This is a genomic window from Paenibacillus sp. JNUCC 35, from assembly GCF_058269095.1.
In genome coordinates, this window is record NZ_CM177771.1 from 60,463 (window position 1) to 77,127 (window position 16,665).

14 protein-coding genes and 3 pseudogenes are annotated in these 16,665 nt (G+C 43.9%); 9 read left to right on the forward strand and 8 right to left on the reverse strand.

The window, feature by feature from the left end; genetic code table 11:
* Positions 1–182: 182 nt before the first annotated feature.
* Positions 183–1,073 (reverse strand): hypothetical protein, encoded by an 891-nt coding sequence (locus AC2TF6_RS00335; RefSeq protein WP_491309480.1) that lies wholly within the window; start codon positions 1,071–1,073, stop codon positions 183–185.
* Between the two features lie 588 nt (positions 1,074–1,661).
* Here AC2TF6_RS00335 and AC2TF6_RS00340 point away from each other — a divergent pair.
* Positions 1,662–2,132 (forward strand): hypothetical protein, encoded by a 471-nt coding sequence (locus tag AC2TF6_RS00340; protein WP_491309481.1) that lies wholly within the window; start codon positions 1,662–1,664, stop codon positions 2,130–2,132.
* 169 nt (positions 2,133–2,301) lie between these two features.
* Here AC2TF6_RS00340 and AC2TF6_RS00345 read toward each other — a convergent pair.
* Positions 2,302–2,542 (reverse strand): annotated as a pseudogene (locus tag AC2TF6_RS00345) (zinc-binding dehydrogenase); the annotation flags it as partial.
* 29 nt (positions 2,543–2,571) lie between these two features.
* On the opposite strand from AC2TF6_RS00345, the gene AC2TF6_RS00350 reads away from it, so the two are divergent.
* Both AC2TF6_RS00350 and AC2TF6_RS00355 read left to right on the forward strand, forming a co-directional pair.
* Entirely contained in the window at positions 2,572–2,829 is a 258-nt protein-coding gene (locus AC2TF6_RS00350; protein WP_491309482.1) for a hypothetical protein, read from the forward strand.
* A gap of 172 nt (positions 2,830–3,001) precedes the next feature.
* Complete coding sequence (locus AC2TF6_RS00355) at positions 3,002–4,741, forward strand: ABC-F family ATP-binding cassette domain-containing protein (RefSeq protein ID WP_491309483.1); 1,740 nt, start codon at positions 3,002–3,004, stop codon at positions 4,739–4,741.
* A gap of 155 nt (positions 4,742–4,896) precedes the next feature.
* Here AC2TF6_RS00355 and AC2TF6_RS00360 read toward each other — a convergent pair whose 3' ends face one another.
* Entirely contained in the window at positions 4,897–6,093 is a 1,197-nt protein-coding gene (locus tag AC2TF6_RS00360) for an MFS transporter (RefSeq protein ID WP_491309484.1), read from the reverse strand.
* 160 nt (positions 6,094–6,253) lie between these two features.
* On the opposite strand from AC2TF6_RS00360, the gene AC2TF6_RS00365 reads away from it, so the two are divergent.
* Positions 6,254–6,601, forward strand: a complete 348-nt coding sequence (locus AC2TF6_RS00365) for a winged helix-turn-helix transcriptional regulator (RefSeq protein ID WP_317957346.1) — start codon at positions 6,254–6,256, stop codon at positions 6,599–6,601.
* Positions 6,602–7,555: 954 nt separating this feature from the next.
* Here the strand turns inward: AC2TF6_RS00365 and AC2TF6_RS00370 are convergent.
* Positions 7,556–8,530 carry an Ldh family oxidoreductase gene (locus AC2TF6_RS00370; protein WP_491309485.1) on the reverse strand — a complete coding sequence of 325 codons (975 nt, stop codon included), beginning with the start codon at positions 8,528–8,530 and terminating at the stop codon, positions 7,556–7,558.
* A 320-nt stretch (positions 8,531–8,850) separates the two neighbouring features.
* On the opposite strand from AC2TF6_RS00370, the gene AC2TF6_RS00375 reads away from it, so the two are divergent.
* The 4 genes from AC2TF6_RS00375 to AC2TF6_RS00390 all read left to right on the forward strand — a co-directional run bounded on the left by AC2TF6_RS00375 (position 8,851) and on the right by AC2TF6_RS00390 (position 13,831).
* Positions 8,851–9,477, forward strand: coding sequence for a hypothetical protein (locus AC2TF6_RS00375; RefSeq protein ID WP_491309486.1), 627 nt, complete (start codon positions 8,851–8,853; stop codon positions 9,475–9,477).
* A gap of 312 nt (positions 9,478–9,789) precedes the next feature.
* Positions 9,790–13,245 (forward strand): S-layer homology domain-containing protein, encoded by a 3,456-nt coding sequence (locus tag AC2TF6_RS00380; RefSeq protein ID WP_491309487.1) that lies wholly within the window; start codon positions 9,790–9,792, stop codon positions 13,243–13,245.
* Between the two features lie 113 nt (positions 13,246–13,358).
* The gene (locus tag AC2TF6_RS00385) at positions 13,359–13,607 is read left to right on the forward strand and encodes an S-layer homology domain-containing protein (protein ID WP_491309488.1); all 249 of its coding nucleotides are present in this window, start codon (positions 13,359–13,361) and stop codon (positions 13,605–13,607) included.
* The gene (locus AC2TF6_RS00390) at positions 13,604–13,831 is read left to right on the forward strand and encodes an S-layer homology domain-containing protein (protein ID WP_491309489.1); all 228 of its coding nucleotides are present in this window, start codon (positions 13,604–13,606) and stop codon (positions 13,829–13,831) included. Before AC2TF6_RS00385 ends, AC2TF6_RS00390 begins: the two co-directional genes overlap by 4 nt.
* Positions 13,832–13,907: 76 nt before the next feature.
* On the opposite strand, the gene AC2TF6_RS00395 is transcribed toward AC2TF6_RS00390, so the two are convergent.
* The 4 genes and pseudogenes from AC2TF6_RS00395 to AC2TF6_RS00410 form a co-directional block, all read right to left on the reverse strand.
* Positions 13,908–15,332, reverse strand: coding sequence for a HAMP domain-containing sensor histidine kinase (locus tag AC2TF6_RS00395; protein ID WP_491309490.1), 1,425 nt, complete (start codon positions 15,330–15,332; stop codon positions 13,908–13,910).
* Positions 15,329–15,523 (reverse strand): winged helix-turn-helix domain-containing protein, encoded by a 195-nt coding sequence (locus AC2TF6_RS00400; RefSeq protein WP_491311726.1) that lies wholly within the window; start codon positions 15,521–15,523, stop codon positions 15,329–15,331. The genes AC2TF6_RS00395 and AC2TF6_RS00400 overlap by 4 nt, the downstream gene beginning before the upstream one ends.
* A gap of 131 nt (positions 15,524–15,654) precedes the next feature.
* Positions 15,655–15,760: pseudogene (locus tag AC2TF6_RS00405) on the reverse strand (DNA-binding response regulator); the annotation flags it as partial.
* Positions 15,737–15,964: pseudogene (locus AC2TF6_RS00410) on the reverse strand (response regulator); the annotation flags it as partial. The pseudogenes AC2TF6_RS00410 and AC2TF6_RS00405, both read right to left, overlap by 24 nt.
* Positions 15,965–16,411: 447 nt before the next feature.
* On the opposite strand from AC2TF6_RS00410, the gene AC2TF6_RS00415 reads away from it, so the two are divergent.
* The gene (locus tag AC2TF6_RS00415; protein ID WP_491311727.1) at positions 16,412–16,552 is read left to right on the forward strand and encodes a DUF5713 family protein; all 141 of its coding nucleotides are present in this window, start codon (positions 16,412–16,414) and stop codon (positions 16,550–16,552) included.
* Positions 16,553–16,665 lie beyond the last annotated feature (113 nt).

A 16,665-nucleotide genomic window follows, 5' to 3' on the forward strand; every position in this document is an offset into this window, starting at 1 on the left:
TGGAAATCCATTATTTTTCATTTTTGTGGTACGGATGATCTTTCAATGCCTCTCTGCTACTTGCAGCGCATTGGAATACCGAGCGAGCGCCCAATTTGTCCTGCGTTAAAAATGGTGAAGCGAAGCTTTAGCTCCGTGTTGCCTTGAACTCCTTATAACCATGTTGCATCAGGGCCGTAAAATCAACCGTCCGACGGGGCGTACTTACCCACGTCCGGCTCGAATGCCGCTCCACTCACCAGGTCCAGCTCCACGTGGGTGGTTCCGCGATCGTCGGTCAGCACGATCATTCGCGACCCGACGACGGGAACGCGGTCGGCGCTGGTGCGCATGTGTGCTGAGACGACACGAGGAGCACCGTCAATGATATAATTTACCTCAACTGTTAACATCGGGAAATTAAAGAGCCAACTGTTAGTAAAATTCACGGCGGTCAACGTCCCGGTGCATGACGAACCCTCCACGCGGAGTCGCTCGATGTCCGCCTGACGCCGCCGGGCGTGGGCGATAGAGCCGGGCAACCGCAGGAGCGCGATGGCGGCCCAGAGGGCGAAGCTAGCTCCGACGACGGCGCCGAGCTCTGGCGGGATCGTCGGCGATGTCACTATGGCCTCGAGGTCAAAGGGGCGCGACAGGTCGCTTGTCAGCGTCCAGAGCAGGAGGACTCCCGCGACTGCTGCGAGCCCTCCTGCTACCGATAGCGTCGCGAACAGGCCGGCCACCCTGGTCTGTCCGAACTGCTCAATCGATTGCGAGTACACTCCGCCGGTCGCACCGATCGCGACGAACAGCAGCAAAACGGCGACCCCCACTGTGACCGGATGACCTAGGAGCATGCTGATCGCCAGTGTCGGCGCCATGCCGAGCAGTGCGCCGAACGGCACGGAGCCTGTCAGCGCCCACAGTGCAGCGGCTGTAAGCAACCACGGCATCAGCGGAGCCGCGCGTCCGTCGCGACGTCCCGGCAGGAGCATAGTCATCCGTCCGTTCTTATCCGTGGTGGAGAACAGCGGCAGTGTCTCAATATGTGCTTGTTGCTCGTGCTTCTGCTGGCCCTCCGCAGCATCCCTCATTGGCATCGCCCTCCCGTGGAAGATGCTCGCACCCTGAGCGGCGGAGGGGGATTCCCCGCGACGCGGCCGGGACGATCAACTATAAAATGGAGGAGCTTCTTCACTTTTTCTTCCTCATTATTGAACGTTTTTTTGTAGGTGTTATGATATTCTAGGTGCGGTAATAGAAAGTTCAACTTACTATTATCTTTGTACTCAGCCATACACAACTTCACCCCCAATATTCCATATCTATATTTTACCATTATAAGGTTGTCCGCTGTAAATACCCCCAAAGTCACATGCATTTCAGCATGGCGTGAGCAACTAACAGGTACGATAGTTGAACGGAACAAGCAGATCACCGCGCAGCAGCAGTTCCTTTCGTATTTTTCGCCGATAGTATCGTTAAGCTGAACCTTATCATAAGTAGGGCGAAATTCGCCCTTAATTCCAATGACGGTAGTTTTAACGGTTTACAGTGAAGGTCTTCATAATTTGGTATCGGAATAGACACAGAAGAAGCTATTCGTGAACGTGACTGGTAGTGACTTAACTGTCTGTGAACAGCTTGGAGCAAATGTACATTAGGATATAGGGGGATTCATTATGAATTCTTTTATTGCAGAACATTGGAATCATGAAAAGCATGAACTTCCCGGCATTAATTGCATCATCTTTCCGAACGGCATTATAACAATTTTAAATTGTTACAGCATATATAACCCCAACACAATAGAAAGAAAATTGTTCTGCTCTCCCTTGTGTGACACAACCATTGAAAGCATAGCAAAGTATAATGATGATTATTGGACGGTCGTTGATGAATGGGTCAGTATTGATTATCAAGACGGGAAAATCTGCGGCGGTGATGGTCAAATGGGGAATGAAGGATTTATTGCTTGTACGGATGCTGAAAACCGTTTGGTATGGGGAATGTTTTTTGAAAATTCAAACCCTATAAAAAGCTTAGAAATTAAAGATAAAATCCTAATCGCTATTAATGAGCATACCGAATTACAAATTGAAATCAACTTAGAAAACCTCACCCAAATTAAAATGACTTCCTTAAAATCCTAATTGAAAAGAAAGATTACTATAGTTCCAGTGAAATGGTCACGCCTTCAGTCACATTTCACCTTGCAGTTTGACGCCTAGATACCAAGATTGTACTGGTTGCAACAGAAGGAAAAGGCAAAGATACGCTCGGTTCTGAATGATGTAAAGCGGCAGTTTATGGAGGCAGGGTTTAATCCAAGTGAAGCACGGCTTTGCCGGAGAATTTCCGCTCCATCAGAGCTCGAGAGACGGTGTCAATTTCGGTCCAAGGTGCCTCCACTGCTCACTAGATTCATTATATCGATCGTTGCTGTATTTGAAGAGGAAAATCCCGCCGCAACGCAAATGCCTTGAGGCGCAAGTTGCGGCAGTAACGCCGCCAGTGTATCGCCGCCTACCGAATCGATGATCAGATCGTACGGACCGAATTGGCCGTTACGACGCGTGGTATCAAGAACTATTGCTTAAATTCCAGAAATATAACGCGGGCGAATATTTAAATGCGCGGGATGCAGGGGAAGAAATTGATCATACGCAAACCATATTGGCCAAAATCGAAAGCTCCGGCGAGCTAGTTCCCATTGGCTACAGACAGGTATCTATTTCCGCAGGCAGCCGTATATATCCGCAAATTACGGTTTTCTTGCCGGTCGATGCTGCCGCGCGTAAAGTTTTCGAGAGCCTGGGATGTCCTACTGATCGTGAATTCGTTTATTGATGGAATAACTTACCCCATTCATATTAAAGTTAATGCCCCGCCTCGCTTCTATGTATGAAAGGATTGAGATCGGTTGTAAACAGTGTTACTCTAACAAAGGAAAAATTAAAACCTATGTTCTGCAAAACATCCAATAATAGTCACTATTTTGGTTATAAAGAAAGGTAATACTATGATAAAAGTCGAAAACTTATCCTTCTCATTTCCGCAAAAAGAACTATATACAAACATTTCATTTACGTTAGAAGAAGCACAACATTGCGCTTTTATAGGAACAAGCGGCAGTGGGAAAAGTACATTCATCGATATACTGATGGACCCAGAGAGATATCTTTTCGATGGCAAATTAGAGATGGACCCCGATTGCACAATTGGGTATGTAAGTCAGTTCTCTCCACTAGACAGAACGAAAGAAACAACCGTTTTTGAATATATCGGAGATAAATTTATTAAGATACAAAATGAAATAACATCTATTTGCACTGAAATGGAAACATCATCGGATATCGAGCCGCTACTCGAAAAGTATCAATTAGCTTTAGACGCATTTGATTCGATCGGTGGGGAAGATTTTGAAAGCAACATTAATAAGAAACTAAATCTAGCAAACCTCATGAAGTTAAAAGATGTTAGAGTATCCGACCTGAGCGGTGGGGAATTCAAACTCATTCAAGTGATGAAGGAAATGCTTAATAGCCCAGACTTAATGATTATGGACGAACCCGATGTATTTTTAGACTTTGAAAACCTATATGCGCTTAAAAATCTTATTAATGCTCACAAAGGAATACTGCTCGTTGTTACGCACAACCGATATCTATTGAATCATTGTTTCAACAAAATCATACACCTTGAAAACACGGAGATCCAAGAGTTTGATGGGCGATATATGGAGTATAACTTCTCATTACTTCAGACTAAAATTGAGTTACAAGAACTCGCAGTCGCTGAAAAGGAAGAGATTGAGAGAAACGAGAAAATCATAGATCATCTAAGAGCTATTGCAACTTATAATGCAGAAGCCTCTAGAGGTAGGGCGCTAAAAGCTAGAGTTAGTTTTCAAGCGAGATTGGAAGCACGTAAAATTAAAGCGCCATTTGTTGAGATTAAGCAGCCTCATATTCGTTTTGGTATCGATAATGAAATTGAAGATACCACTGTTATACATGTCAGAAATTATAGTGTTGCCTTTGATGAGTTGCTTTTAGACAATGTTAACTTTGAGATAAAATCTACGGATAAAGTGGCTATTATCGGTCCGAACGGTACCGGAAAAACGACTTTACTTCGAGAAATCTTTAACAACAATCATGATTCAATCGAAATAAATGCGGATGCTAAAGTGGCTTATTTATCACAGCTTCAAGGTGAAATGCTAAATGATTCTAATACCATATTAGAAGAATTCATCGATGCTGGGTTTAACACTTATGATGAGGTCAGATCGTATATTTCAAACTATGGCTTTGAAGGAGAAATCGTTAATCAAAAGATAGAATCTTTATCCGGTGGAGAAAAAAATATGCTTCAATTGGCTAAAGTTTCTGCCAGTAAAGCAAACGTATTGCTTCTTGATGAACCGACAAGTCATTTAGACACCTATACACAAATCGCGCTGGAAAAAGCCATTGAAGACTATAAGGGTGCGATTCTTATGATATCTCATGATTTCTATTCTGTTGTGAATGGTATGGATTATGTATTAATCATTGACGATAAGACGATTAGAAAAATGAGTATTCGAAAATTTAGACAGATGATTTATGCTAGTCATTTTGATAAAGACTATTTAGAAACGGAACAGAGTAAAAAATCAGTTGAAATGAAAATAGAATTGGCTTTAAAAGATACTGATTTTGAACTTGCAAAAGGATTGGTTCATGAGCTAGAAGAGCTGATTAAGTTACTTTAGATAATATTAACGCAACGACCGCTTCCCGATATTTTACTGGGGAACGGTCGTTTCATTTTGGGTACATGGTAATTTCGTCGTTAGAGTGATACGGAGAACCGTACCATAAGTAACGGCGTAATAACTGGGATGTAGGAAGATGGCCGACAATAATGTTATTTGGCCCTATAAAACCGATAGCTAATAAAAGTAAGAATCGATGCAGCCAATGCCAGCACGCTCCCCATCCATCCGGTGTGGAGAAGCCCAATGTTGGTCACAACCAGTCCACCAAAGGCAGATCCTGCAGCAATGCCTAAATTAACGGATACAGGAAACAAAGAAGCGGCGAACACCTTGGCTGCGGGAGAGTATTCCCTGGCCAAATCGATCAAGTACAGTTGAAATGTCACGTTAAATAAGTAAACGACAAGACCGATGATTAAGATATTTATCAATCCGAGAACGGCAAAATGTATTGTGAAATAAAGAGAGGCAAGAATTATGGCTTGAATGATAAAAACAAATCGTAATTTGCTCAATCCGTTGCGAATAGCAATTTTACCGGCTAACAATGTGCTGATTATTGAGGCGACTCCATAGATCAGCAAGATAAGGCTTGTATATCTGGCGGGGAAAAGCAACACATTTTCCAATAGAGGCGTGATATAAGTATACACGACATAAGTGGCGGCAATGGTTAGCGTTGGGACGAAAAAAGCCAATACTATTCGGGATTGTGTCAATAATTCGAATTGGCTTTTGAATGAGTTTTGGGTGCCCTTCAGATTTCTTGGAAGTGTAATCGAGAGCATCGCCAAGGCAACGACACCTAGACAAGCTGTGAACCAGAAAGCCATGTTCCAACCGCCTGCTTGCCCGATCCAGGTTCCCAGCGGAACTCCCAGCACACTTGCAATAGTAAAACCAGCGAATATGAGCGAAACGACCGTACTTCTTTTCTCGGCAGGCATTGTCTCGCTGGCAACCGTCATTGCTATCGTCTGCATCAGTCCGCACGCAACGGCGGTAACCACCCTTGCGCCCATAAGCAAAGGATAAACCGAGGAAAGCGCACTGGTTATATTGCCCGCAATAAAGATCAACATGCACGTCAGCATTAGCGGATAAGCGGGATAACGGCTGACAAGAACAGTCACAATAGGCGTGCCGACGGCAACCGCAAAGGCAAACCCGGATACAAGCGCTCCTGCCGCCGAGATTGTTACTTCCAAATCGGATGCAACGTTGGACAGCAATCCGACAATAACAAATTCGCTTGTTCCCGTGACGAATGTCAGTAGAACTAAAGCAAAAACCAGAAGCTTCTGTTGTATGCTCAAAGGTACTCCGGTTGATTTTCCCATCCCCATAACTTACTCCCCCCTAATTGAGATTCATATCTTAACTTTGCAGCTTTCATTGGCTTGTGGTTGCTATTATGAATTAAAAATGTCAATAATAGAAGTACAGACTTTTTAGTGATATAGTCACCAAAAAGAAATAATTGTACCAACAAAGGGGAGTTGAGGAATGAGAACGTACTATTGTACTCTTGAAGTCGCGATGAGTATCATTGGGGGGAAATGGAAACCGCTCATTGTTTATCATTTAACAAAGGAACCCAGAAGAACAAGCGAGCTAAAGCGGATGATTCAGGGGATAACACAGAAAATGCTGATCCAGCAATTAAGAGAACTTGAAGAGGACGGAATCATTATCCGGAAAATGTACAATCAAGTCCCGCCCAAAGTTGAGTATTCAGCTACAGAACTTGGAATGTCAATGGCACCGATCTTACTTGCATTGTGCGAATGGGGAGAGAATTATTTAGAGGAAACCTTCGACAAAGGTGAATACCAAATTTTGAATAAATATTAATTGAACAGGTGATAAAGGAGCAGGAATAGGAGAAGTAGAATGTAAAAACCGCTTATTCGGTTATCGAATGGGCGGTTCGATGGGGTTACGCTTTTTGTTACATGTTCAGCAAATGATGAACAAGGTGTTATCGATCTCATCACGCTCCACATGCTCGTCTTATGATCTTGTGCCCCGAAGCCTTTCTGAATTACTTCGTCCAGGAATCATTGCTTTGAATTGAGTTTTATTTCATTTCATGAGCAGAAACTGTCGATAATCCTGTGATGCGGCAGCTCCTTTCGTATTTTTCGCCGTTAGAGGTGTTAAGCTGAACCTTATCATAAGTGACGGCGAAAAATTGGGGTGTAGAGGGTGAAGAGACGGGCCATCGGGAAGTAAACTGAAACGGGGGAATCATTGTGTAATTGGAAGTTATATTATAAAAATATAGAAGAATCAGCATGAGCTGATTCCTAACTAAGGGCAAGTACTTTTAGCTAGCGCAGTACAGAGGAGATAGTCCATTTCGGGCTATACAATGGTCCCGATAAGGGAATAGGAAACCAAGCTTGGCTTGGTAATGTACTTGTCAAGAGTGAATGAGATGATCAGCTTTAGGGCTACTCAAATATGGCGTGTATGGAATTGGTGGTAATTCGTAAGTAAAAGTAGGAGCCTGCTGAGAAGTGGGAATCTAAATTCATGTTCTGCCTAGTTTCGGGATTCGAGTAAAGCATAGAGGAGGAGCGGGACTAATTACAAACTTGACTTCGGTGAATGATTTGAGAGGGATTATGAAGGAATTGCCCCGCTGCTTCGGCCCTCGTGGTTTTTGGCAGTAATTCGGTTACTTTGCAGAGCTTATGGACTGCAAAAACGCAAGTTGTATTTGAGGCCAGCAATGCCGCCGCGCGGTGCACTTAGGCGCATTTTCCGCCGATAGCCCCGCCGTTATGACAGATTAAATATTCGTTAATGTAAACAATACTTCTCAAGGGTCGCAACAAGTGAAGGCGGAAGGTCGATTTCAATTTTATCCTCAGTACAGCTGTCTCCGGGGATATGAATACCTTTGGAGGACAGTCGTTCGATCTGTGATGCCATTCGAGCGGAAAAATCGGGAGCGAGTAGTTGGGGATTTAGGGCCACAATGAACAGGCCTACACCAGGCGAGTGACTCCCTTCCTCAAAGGATGGAGCATCAAGTGACCAGTTCGCACCTGTCGTACCTGCCGCGAGTATTTCAACCATGAGTGCGATATTAGCACCACGAGCACCCCCAAATGCAAGTAAAGCTCCCTTGATCGCTTCACGCGAATCTGTTGTGTTGTGTCCCTTTTCATCGATGGCCCAGCCTTCAGGGATGTCTTCCCCCCGTTCTGCCGCCTGCCGAATATTTACAAACGCCGTGGCGCTAGATGCTTGGTCGATAACCAAGGGTGCCCTGTTGTCGACAGGCGCGGCGAATGCGAACGGGTTAGTGCCATAAACAGCCTCGCTGCTCTGTCCCGCAGCCATTAAAGCGGATCCATTGGTCGCAGCCAGCGCTACCAATCCTTTACGGGCAAGCCGCCTTACGTAATAGCCCAACTCTCCAGCCGTATAGCTGTTTTGTAACGAAAATACGGTTACACCATAAGTGCTTACCCGTGTTAGCAATTCTTCGAATGCACGATCAAAGCCAAGTTGAGCGATCCCTCCTTTAGCATTGACTTGAATAAGAGCAGGGGCTGGAAAGCAAAGCGCAGGTTCTTCTGTGCCAGCAATGCGGCCACACAAAAAGCCTTCCAGATAGTCGGGAAGATGAGCAAATCCAACCGAACTCCTACCGGAACATTCCGCAGCGACAGTTGCCTCAGCGAGAGAGATGGCTACCGCTTTGCTTGCACCAGTGGCGACACACACGCGAATAGCCAACTCTTTTGCGCTTTTAAGATCATATCGCATTGGCTATTATCCTGATATGCTGCTCAATTACGGCGGGGAATAAAGTTTCCGATTTAGTTATTACTTTCTTGTTTCCTCTTGGCATTTCATCACGCTCCCGACTGAAGTTTCTTCTTTCCATGTGAAATACAAGTTTTCATAAATTATATCATGGTAATATGTTGCCCAGAGAAGTCATCGTGAGCTGAACTTATCATGAATAACGAATAGCTTAAGCTGATCTGTCGCGACCAGCTCTTTTTCCGTTTTTCGCCGATAAACCCGTTAAGCTGAACCGTATCACAAGTGACGGCGAAAAATTTGAGTAGGAGGATGCGAAAATGATCTTCGACAGAGATGAATTTCTTTCGAGCATAGAGACCTATAAACATCAGTTCCTTAATTTCATTGAACAAGAGAAGAATCTTAGTTTTCTACAGAATAGGTTTGAACAGATGGGGATTGTCAACTCCCTAAGCAACCTAACTACTGCGGATTATTTCGAGTTCGAAGGAGATGAAGCAGTTGCGAAGACTGATATCATCCACTCTCTCCATAGCGGACTGATGATTACGACTTGTGGCAGGTTTGAGTACCACCTTATCTTACTATGCGAGGTGGTGCAAAGGGCTTTAGAGATAGGGGTCAGTCATAAAGATGTGAATGGGAGCGGGGTTAGAAATGTCGCCAACTATCTTGATGCACTTTTTAGATTGAAAATAAGCAAGAGCTCTGAGTATAAAAGGGTAATTGAATGGTTAGAAGTGAGCAATTTACTAACACACCATTACGGAACTGCGGAGACAGATAAGCAGTTTGAAAAAATATTTGCCGTGGATATGAATTTCGATCATGATTCAAATATGATTTTTGTGAGTATGGACGATTGCCACAGGCTCCTCAAGGACTTTGAAACTTTCTCATTGTTTCTGTTTACACAGTTGGAGTTAGTTGCTGATGAATTATAGAAGGAAAGCTAGTACCAACTTCTAAATAATCCTTGTTTTTAACTTGAACCTGGGATGTTTTATGTTTCCCGACAGCTCCTTTCGCATTTTTCGCCGATAGACCCGTACACTTCCTCTCCTGCTTCCATTAATAATCCACTACGATCTTCCGCATTAAGTTATGCAGAGCATAATGTCAAACTTTTCATCGAGAAAATGTCAAGGTATTGAAATTCCATTAAGATTTCATTAATAAATGTCGTTTTAATACTTGTTAAAATACAAGGAGTGTAAAAGAAGAAACGCTTAATAACATAGGAAGTGGTGAGTAAGTTGCAGCATTATTTGCGAAGAAGCATGTCCATTTTTATAATCGTCACCTTACTAATTAGTTCAGGGCTATTTGCACCGACTCCAGCTAAGGCGGGTTCGGCCGAAGAAACCTACGATTGGACATTAACAAGTCCAGTGAGCTTGAGAGCTATTGCATATGGAAATAACCTTTATGTAGGAGCAGGGCTAAACGGGCGTATCTACACCTCACCGGACTTAGTGACCTGGACGCAGCAGGATGTGAGTGCCCAGACCAATAAGGGACTCAATACCGTTAAATTTTTAAATGGAAAATTTTATGCCGCAACTGGACGGGAAGATTACAAGACGGGAGCTTCTTTCATCTATTCAAGTGACGGCATAAATTGGAGTGCCGGGACCGGCAGTACAAACTATAATTCCTATGAATTTTCTTCAATTGCTTATGCGAATAACAAGTATCTGGCAACCTCATCTAATAGCGGAGGGATTGTACAATCTTCCACAGGTGCAGCCTGGAGTAATACGACAGTTGGATTGGGTGCTCCCCGTTATGCTGACATTACATATGTTGGTAACCGGTTTGTTTTAGTTGGCAATATAAACCACGGAGTTGGAGTAGTTAGACAGTCTATGGACAATACGGGAACCACATGGGATTCAGACGTATCGCTTACCAATGTGAGTGGTTTAAATGGTATAGCGTCGGATGGCAACCAAGTCATTGCGGTCGGTGATGGCGGAACAATTTTTCGTACAGACGATACAAGTCCTCTTCTACCAACTGTAGCCGTAACCTCTCCTGTCAACAGTACTCTTAATAAAGTGGCCTATGACAGCGGCAACGGCGGGCTCTATGTTGCAGTAGGCATGAGTGGTGCGATTATTACTTCAAGTGATGGTATTAATTGGAAAATTGAAACTGCAACACCCGGGCTAGGGAATTATAGGGACGTCATCTTCGGGAAAAATACTTTCGTTGCTGTGGCAGGTAATGGCGTGTACAAAAGAGGCAGAACAGTTAGCTTTGACAGCAAGGGTGGAACGACTGTGAACAGCCAAGTTGTGCCAATTAATACTAAAGCCAATCAACCGCAAGTGCCGATAAGGAGCGGCTATACCTTCGCTGGTTGGTATACCGATACTGAGACGACGTCACTGTTCGACTTTGAATCAACGACAATAACAACAGATATTACGCTATATGCAAAATGGACGTTATTGCCGCTTTCAGCGCCTGCGAATGTGACAGCAATAGTTGGGGATCAGCAGGCCATGATATCGTGGAGCTCTGTGACCGGAGCTACTTATTATAATATTTATCAAGGAACTGCATCCAATACTTATAGTCACACACCAGTAGCGACTGTATCGGGCACTACTTATCATTACAACGCGATAAATCTAACGAACGGCACAACCTATTATTTTGCAATCAAGGCGGGTAGTACAGTAACCAGCAGCACATACTCCAACGAAGTGGTCGTGACACCGGAAGCGGTTGTGCTCCCTACACTATCAGCAGTTAACGTATCCAGCGATAATCCGCATTCGGATTTAGCTAAAGCTGGAGACACGGTGACATTGACATTTACGGCGAATAAAGACTTAAACGGACTTCCTACCGTTGTAATAGCAGGTCATTCTGCAGACGTTGTAAGTGTTGGCAGCTCTGTTTACACGGCTAAGTATACATTCAGGGGAATTGAAACTGAAGGAGTTGTAGCGTTTACAATTGATTATGCGGATAGGGTTGGGAATGCTGGAAATACAGTAAGCACAACAACCGACGGAAGCAGCGTGATCTTGGATAACGTACCGCCATCAGGGACACTCCTTATCAACAGCGGCGCTTCGTCGACCGCCACGGCAGCAGTCGCATTATCGGTGTCAAGTACAGATGGCAACGGTTCGGGAGATATACAGATGAGGTTTTCCAATGATAATGTCGACTGGAGTGCATGGGAAGCTGTTGCCGCAACCAAAGCATGGACCCTGACAGGCGGCAGCGGTACAAAGACCGTGTATATGGCGCTCAAAGATAAAGCAGGTAATGTGGCAACACAAGTGATTTCGGCTGCCATTGAGTTAAGGGCAACTTCTTCTGGCTCTTCTAGCTCGGGTGGCAACTCTTCACAAATTGAATTCATTACGGCGAATGTTGAAAATGCAGGAAATGCAAATAAAACCGTTGTATCAACAGTGATCATCAGACGTACGACAGACGCAAAGGGTCAAAAGAAGGACGACTTCAATTTCACAACGGAGCAAGTCGCTAAACTGGTGGAGCAACTTGCGGCAGCCGGTTCTTCATCAGCTCGAATCGTGATACCTGATACAAAAGATGAAGTGTCGGAATTGAATGTTACTTTTCCGCAAGCTTCAGCTGAACTTTTGGGAAGAAGTGGCGTAGGGATCGAGCTTGTCACTAATCATGTGCGAATTAACATTCCAAGCCATTCCATGCAGGAATTAAAGGATGATATTTACTTCCGTGTTGTTCCAGTGAAAGAAGAGGAAAAGCGCAAGGAAACTGAGCAGCGTGCAAGAGCGGAGCAGAAGGTACAGCTTGGAACTGGCAGCAAGAGCGCGGACGTGATCGGTCGTCCGATGATCATTGAAACGAATCTGCAGAACCGTCCGGTTACACTGGCACTGCCTTTAGGCGAAGTATCGCTGACTAAGCAGCAATTAGACGATTTGGGAGTTTTCATCGAGCATAGCGACGGGTCGAAAGAGTTTGTCAAAGGCGAAATCGTCACCTATGATGAGTCAGATAAATTAGGCATTCGCTTTGTAATCAATAAATTTAGTACGTTTACGATTGTTTACATGGAAAATTGGAATAAGGCAGCAACAGCCAATACGACATCTCACAAAGCATTCGTTTCCGGATACTCAGACGGATTGTTTAAACCTGATGCCCGTATTACCCGTGCAGAGATGGCGACTATAGCCGCAAGGGTGCTGGATAAAGAAATGAGGGCAACATCCATCTCCTTTACGGATGTTCCAGCGGCACATTGGGCGAAGGATGCAATTGATCGTGTGACGAAAATGGGATTGATGGAGGGTTATCCGGACGGCAGCTTTAAACCCGAGCAAACCATCACACGGGCTGAAATGGCAAGTATGGTTGTCCGAATGAAGGGCGATATTGCAGTTAACTTCAATGGAAGTATGTTCCCTGATGTGGATGACCATTGGGCGCAAAAAGCGATAGTAAGTGCGAAAGCAGTCGGCATTATTAATGGTTATCCGGATGGAACGTTCCGTCCGGAGTCAGAATTATCCCGTGCTGAGGCCACTACAATGATTAGTAAGCTGCTTGAGAGAGGTCCACTAAGCAGTGAGAATCCGAAATGGACGGACGTCCCTGCGACGCATTGGGCGTTTGGCTATATTCAGGAAGCATCAATTAATCATGCAACCGGTAAAACTACGGGCGACGGGGAACAAGGCGTTCAGATACCGTAGAAAGTAATTACATTGCGGAATTCAGTAAGGACACATTCTGTAAGCAAATAGACTCATCCTCCTCCGGGCACTGGGCAACATCCGACATCAATAAGGCCGTACAGAACGGATTCGTGAATGGGTATTTGGATGGCACGTTTAAGCCGAATGCCGTCGTCACTCGGGCCGAATTTGTGGTGATGTTCATGAAGGCGTTGAAGCCGCAAGAGGAAGCAGCGAAGGTTACGTTCACCGATTCGGCGAAGATTGGAACATGGTCGCAGAAAGCGATAGAGCAAGCGGTTCAAGCGGGCATCGTTAGAGGCTACTCGGATGGCAGTTCCCTCCAGATGCAGAAATTACACGCACAGAGATGGCTGTGATCACTAAAGCGCTAGCACTGAAGGTGGAAACCAATACGGTAACCGACTTCGTGGACGACGCAGATATTCCAAGCTGGGCGAAGGGTCAGGTAGCAGTGTTGAAGAAGCTTGGCCTTATATCAGGCAAAGGTTCGAATAAATTTGCTCCTAATGATAAGGCAACTAGAGCGGAGGCCGTAACAATTCTGCTAAAGATGATCAATCAAAAGAGTAAGCAGGGTTAAAGCAAGCGATCACCGTTATCAGAAACATGATTAACAGATAATAGGGCACCTTTTGGGTGCCCTATTACATTACCTATTATGACTTTGATTGTTCACGCTGAAGATTTGGCAGCTGGACCTCGAATACTGTTCTTTCAAAAGGGACACTCGTCAAGGTAATTGATCCGTCATGGAGGGAAATGATTTCTTGGACAATGGATAGTCCAATGCCGAGTCCTTCGCCTTTTCTGCTGCCATCGACACGGTAGAACCGTTCAAAAACATGCTTTTGATCCTGTAAGGGAATGCCGCGTCCTTTATCGATAACCGTCATGAATAGGGCATCATCCTTTTCCGTAAGCCCGACCTCAAGATAATGGCCTTCTGATCCGTAACGGATCGCGTTGTCCAACAGGTTTCGCAGCGCACGTTCGATTAGGGAGGCATCAATCCAGGCTTGGATATCCTCGTCCGGGATATTTACTTCAACAGTGAAGTTTTGCCCCTCAAGAAACATCAGGTATTCTGCAGCAATTTTTCGCATCTTTTCAGATACATTATGCAATTCAACAAGAAGCTCTAAATTCCCCTCATCCTGCCTAGTAATATCTAACAATTGATCTAATAGCTTATCGATATAACGAGAGCGCTGCAGCAAAACTTTGGCACTCGCTTGCAGTTCCTTCTCATCCTTATACAAACCAGCGCGAATCGTTTCTGCGTAACCTAAAATCATCGTTAGCGGGGTGCGTAGATCATGGGAAAGATTGGATAACAGCACATTTCGTCTGGTGTCAAATTGCTTGATTTGTTCGCCTTGATTTTGAATACGGCGAGCCATGGCATTATAATGCGTAGTGAGTTGGCCAATCTCATCCTTTTTCGTATCCTCTAGTACAGTGAGTTCACTTTGGAGGTTAAGCTGCCCAATAGCATGATTGAGCTTATTGATTCGGTTGTTCATGGAAGAGAAAAACCATAGAGCTAGCAGATAGGGAATTAATAAAGCAACGATTAACGGTAGCATAAAAGTAGACATGGCTTTAAAAGTGCGCATGAAAAAATAAATTTGCCCTTGTTTCATGTCGTCACTGGAAAAGCTCATTAGCAAATAATAGGGTTGATCCCCTTGGCTAATGGAATAAGTAAGCGTAACCGGTTTATTGACCCCCCATAGGTTCTGAGGCATATGAAGCATTCGATTCGCAAGCTGCCCAAAATCATAGGTTTTCTTTTCTCCGAAGGTATCATAGATCGTCGATCCATCTGCTGAAATCCATTCATAACGAATATCAGGATGGTTGCTATGAGCATTATCCAGTATTGGTGTTATGTCTTCGATATGAAAAGCTTGACGGGTTGCAATCGTATCAAGGACTTCTTGCGAGATGGCGTTCAGGCTTTTCAGATCATAACCGCTATCTCCTATTTTACCTATAACGAGACTAAGTGAAGAAAACAGAAGAACACTAATGATTGCACTAATGAGCATAAATAGCCAAAGCTTTGTTTGACTTTTCATTGTCCATCTCCTGAGAATTTGTAACCGATTCCACGTATGGTGTGAAAGTAATGAGGCGAGCCCTCCGTGGGTTCAAGAATGCTTCGCAGTCTGCTTATAAAAACACTTAAATTGTTATCATCAAAGTTTTCATGATTCCATACCCGCTTGTAAATTTCTCTTTTGGTTAAAACGCGGTCTGGATTTTGCATGAACAATTCTAAAAGTCGGCACTCTACCGGGGTTACAGAAAATGATTTTCCATCATATCGCAAAAAATAATTATCGATATCCAGCACTAATTTGTTTAAACGTAGAATCTTGGTAGGAAAAGAAGAATGAGGTCGATGTCTTCTTAACTGTGCTTGCACACGAGCAACCAATTCCACTGGGCTAAAAGGCTTTGTGACATAATCGTCTGCACCTAATCCGAGCGTCAGGATTTTGTCCTGCACTTCTCGTCTTGCACTAAGCGCAATTACTAATGATTCCATATTTGCGTCCCGTAGATACTGCAGTACCTCGAACCCGTTGCCATCATCCATCATGAGGTCCAATATCACTAATTCTATGGCATATTCCTGTAAGTATTGAATAGCTTGTCGTCCTGAACTGGCTTCTATGACTTGAAGTTCCGCTTGTTCTAAATGCATCCTAATTAACTGACGAATTTCGGGTTCATCGTCTACTATTAAAATTTGATTGATGGTGAATCATTCCTCCTACTTCAGCGAAATAAAGCCAATCTTGATCACGATCAAATCATATCAATAATAGATAGAGAAATACATATTTACTGCAATTCATTAAGAATCTATTAAGAAAAGTACATCTGTATTTTGATAGGAGAATAACGGAATGATTTTTGAGTCAACTAAAATGAGGAGGTTGGTTTATGATAAAAGCGTATTTCCCGACGGCTTGCATGAAAGTGGAGAACTTAACGATTAAGCTAATGGGTAGATTAATTCAATAGTGAATCTATTACCTGCGTTTGTATTAGGTTATAATTGAAAAAAAAGGATTCAGGTTTTACTTGACATCAAGATATCGAAGAAATTCAAGTAAAGCTTGATTTCGCTATTAATGCAATCAATGATATTGCAGAAGAGTTTGACGAAAATGACAGTGAAATTGAAACAGTTGCGAGAGAATCAATTGCACAAACTGTTGAAGATATTTTAGCCTTTTTTGGTATCGAAATAGATACAGAAGAAGCCATTCGTGAACGTGATTGGTAGTGATGCCGAGGGATTCGTTATACGTAAATTTGCGTCCCTGCGCGTTTGCACCCCTAAAAGAGAACATACCCGAATGACCTTCGTCCCAGTTGAACTTTTTTGCACGTTTCCTT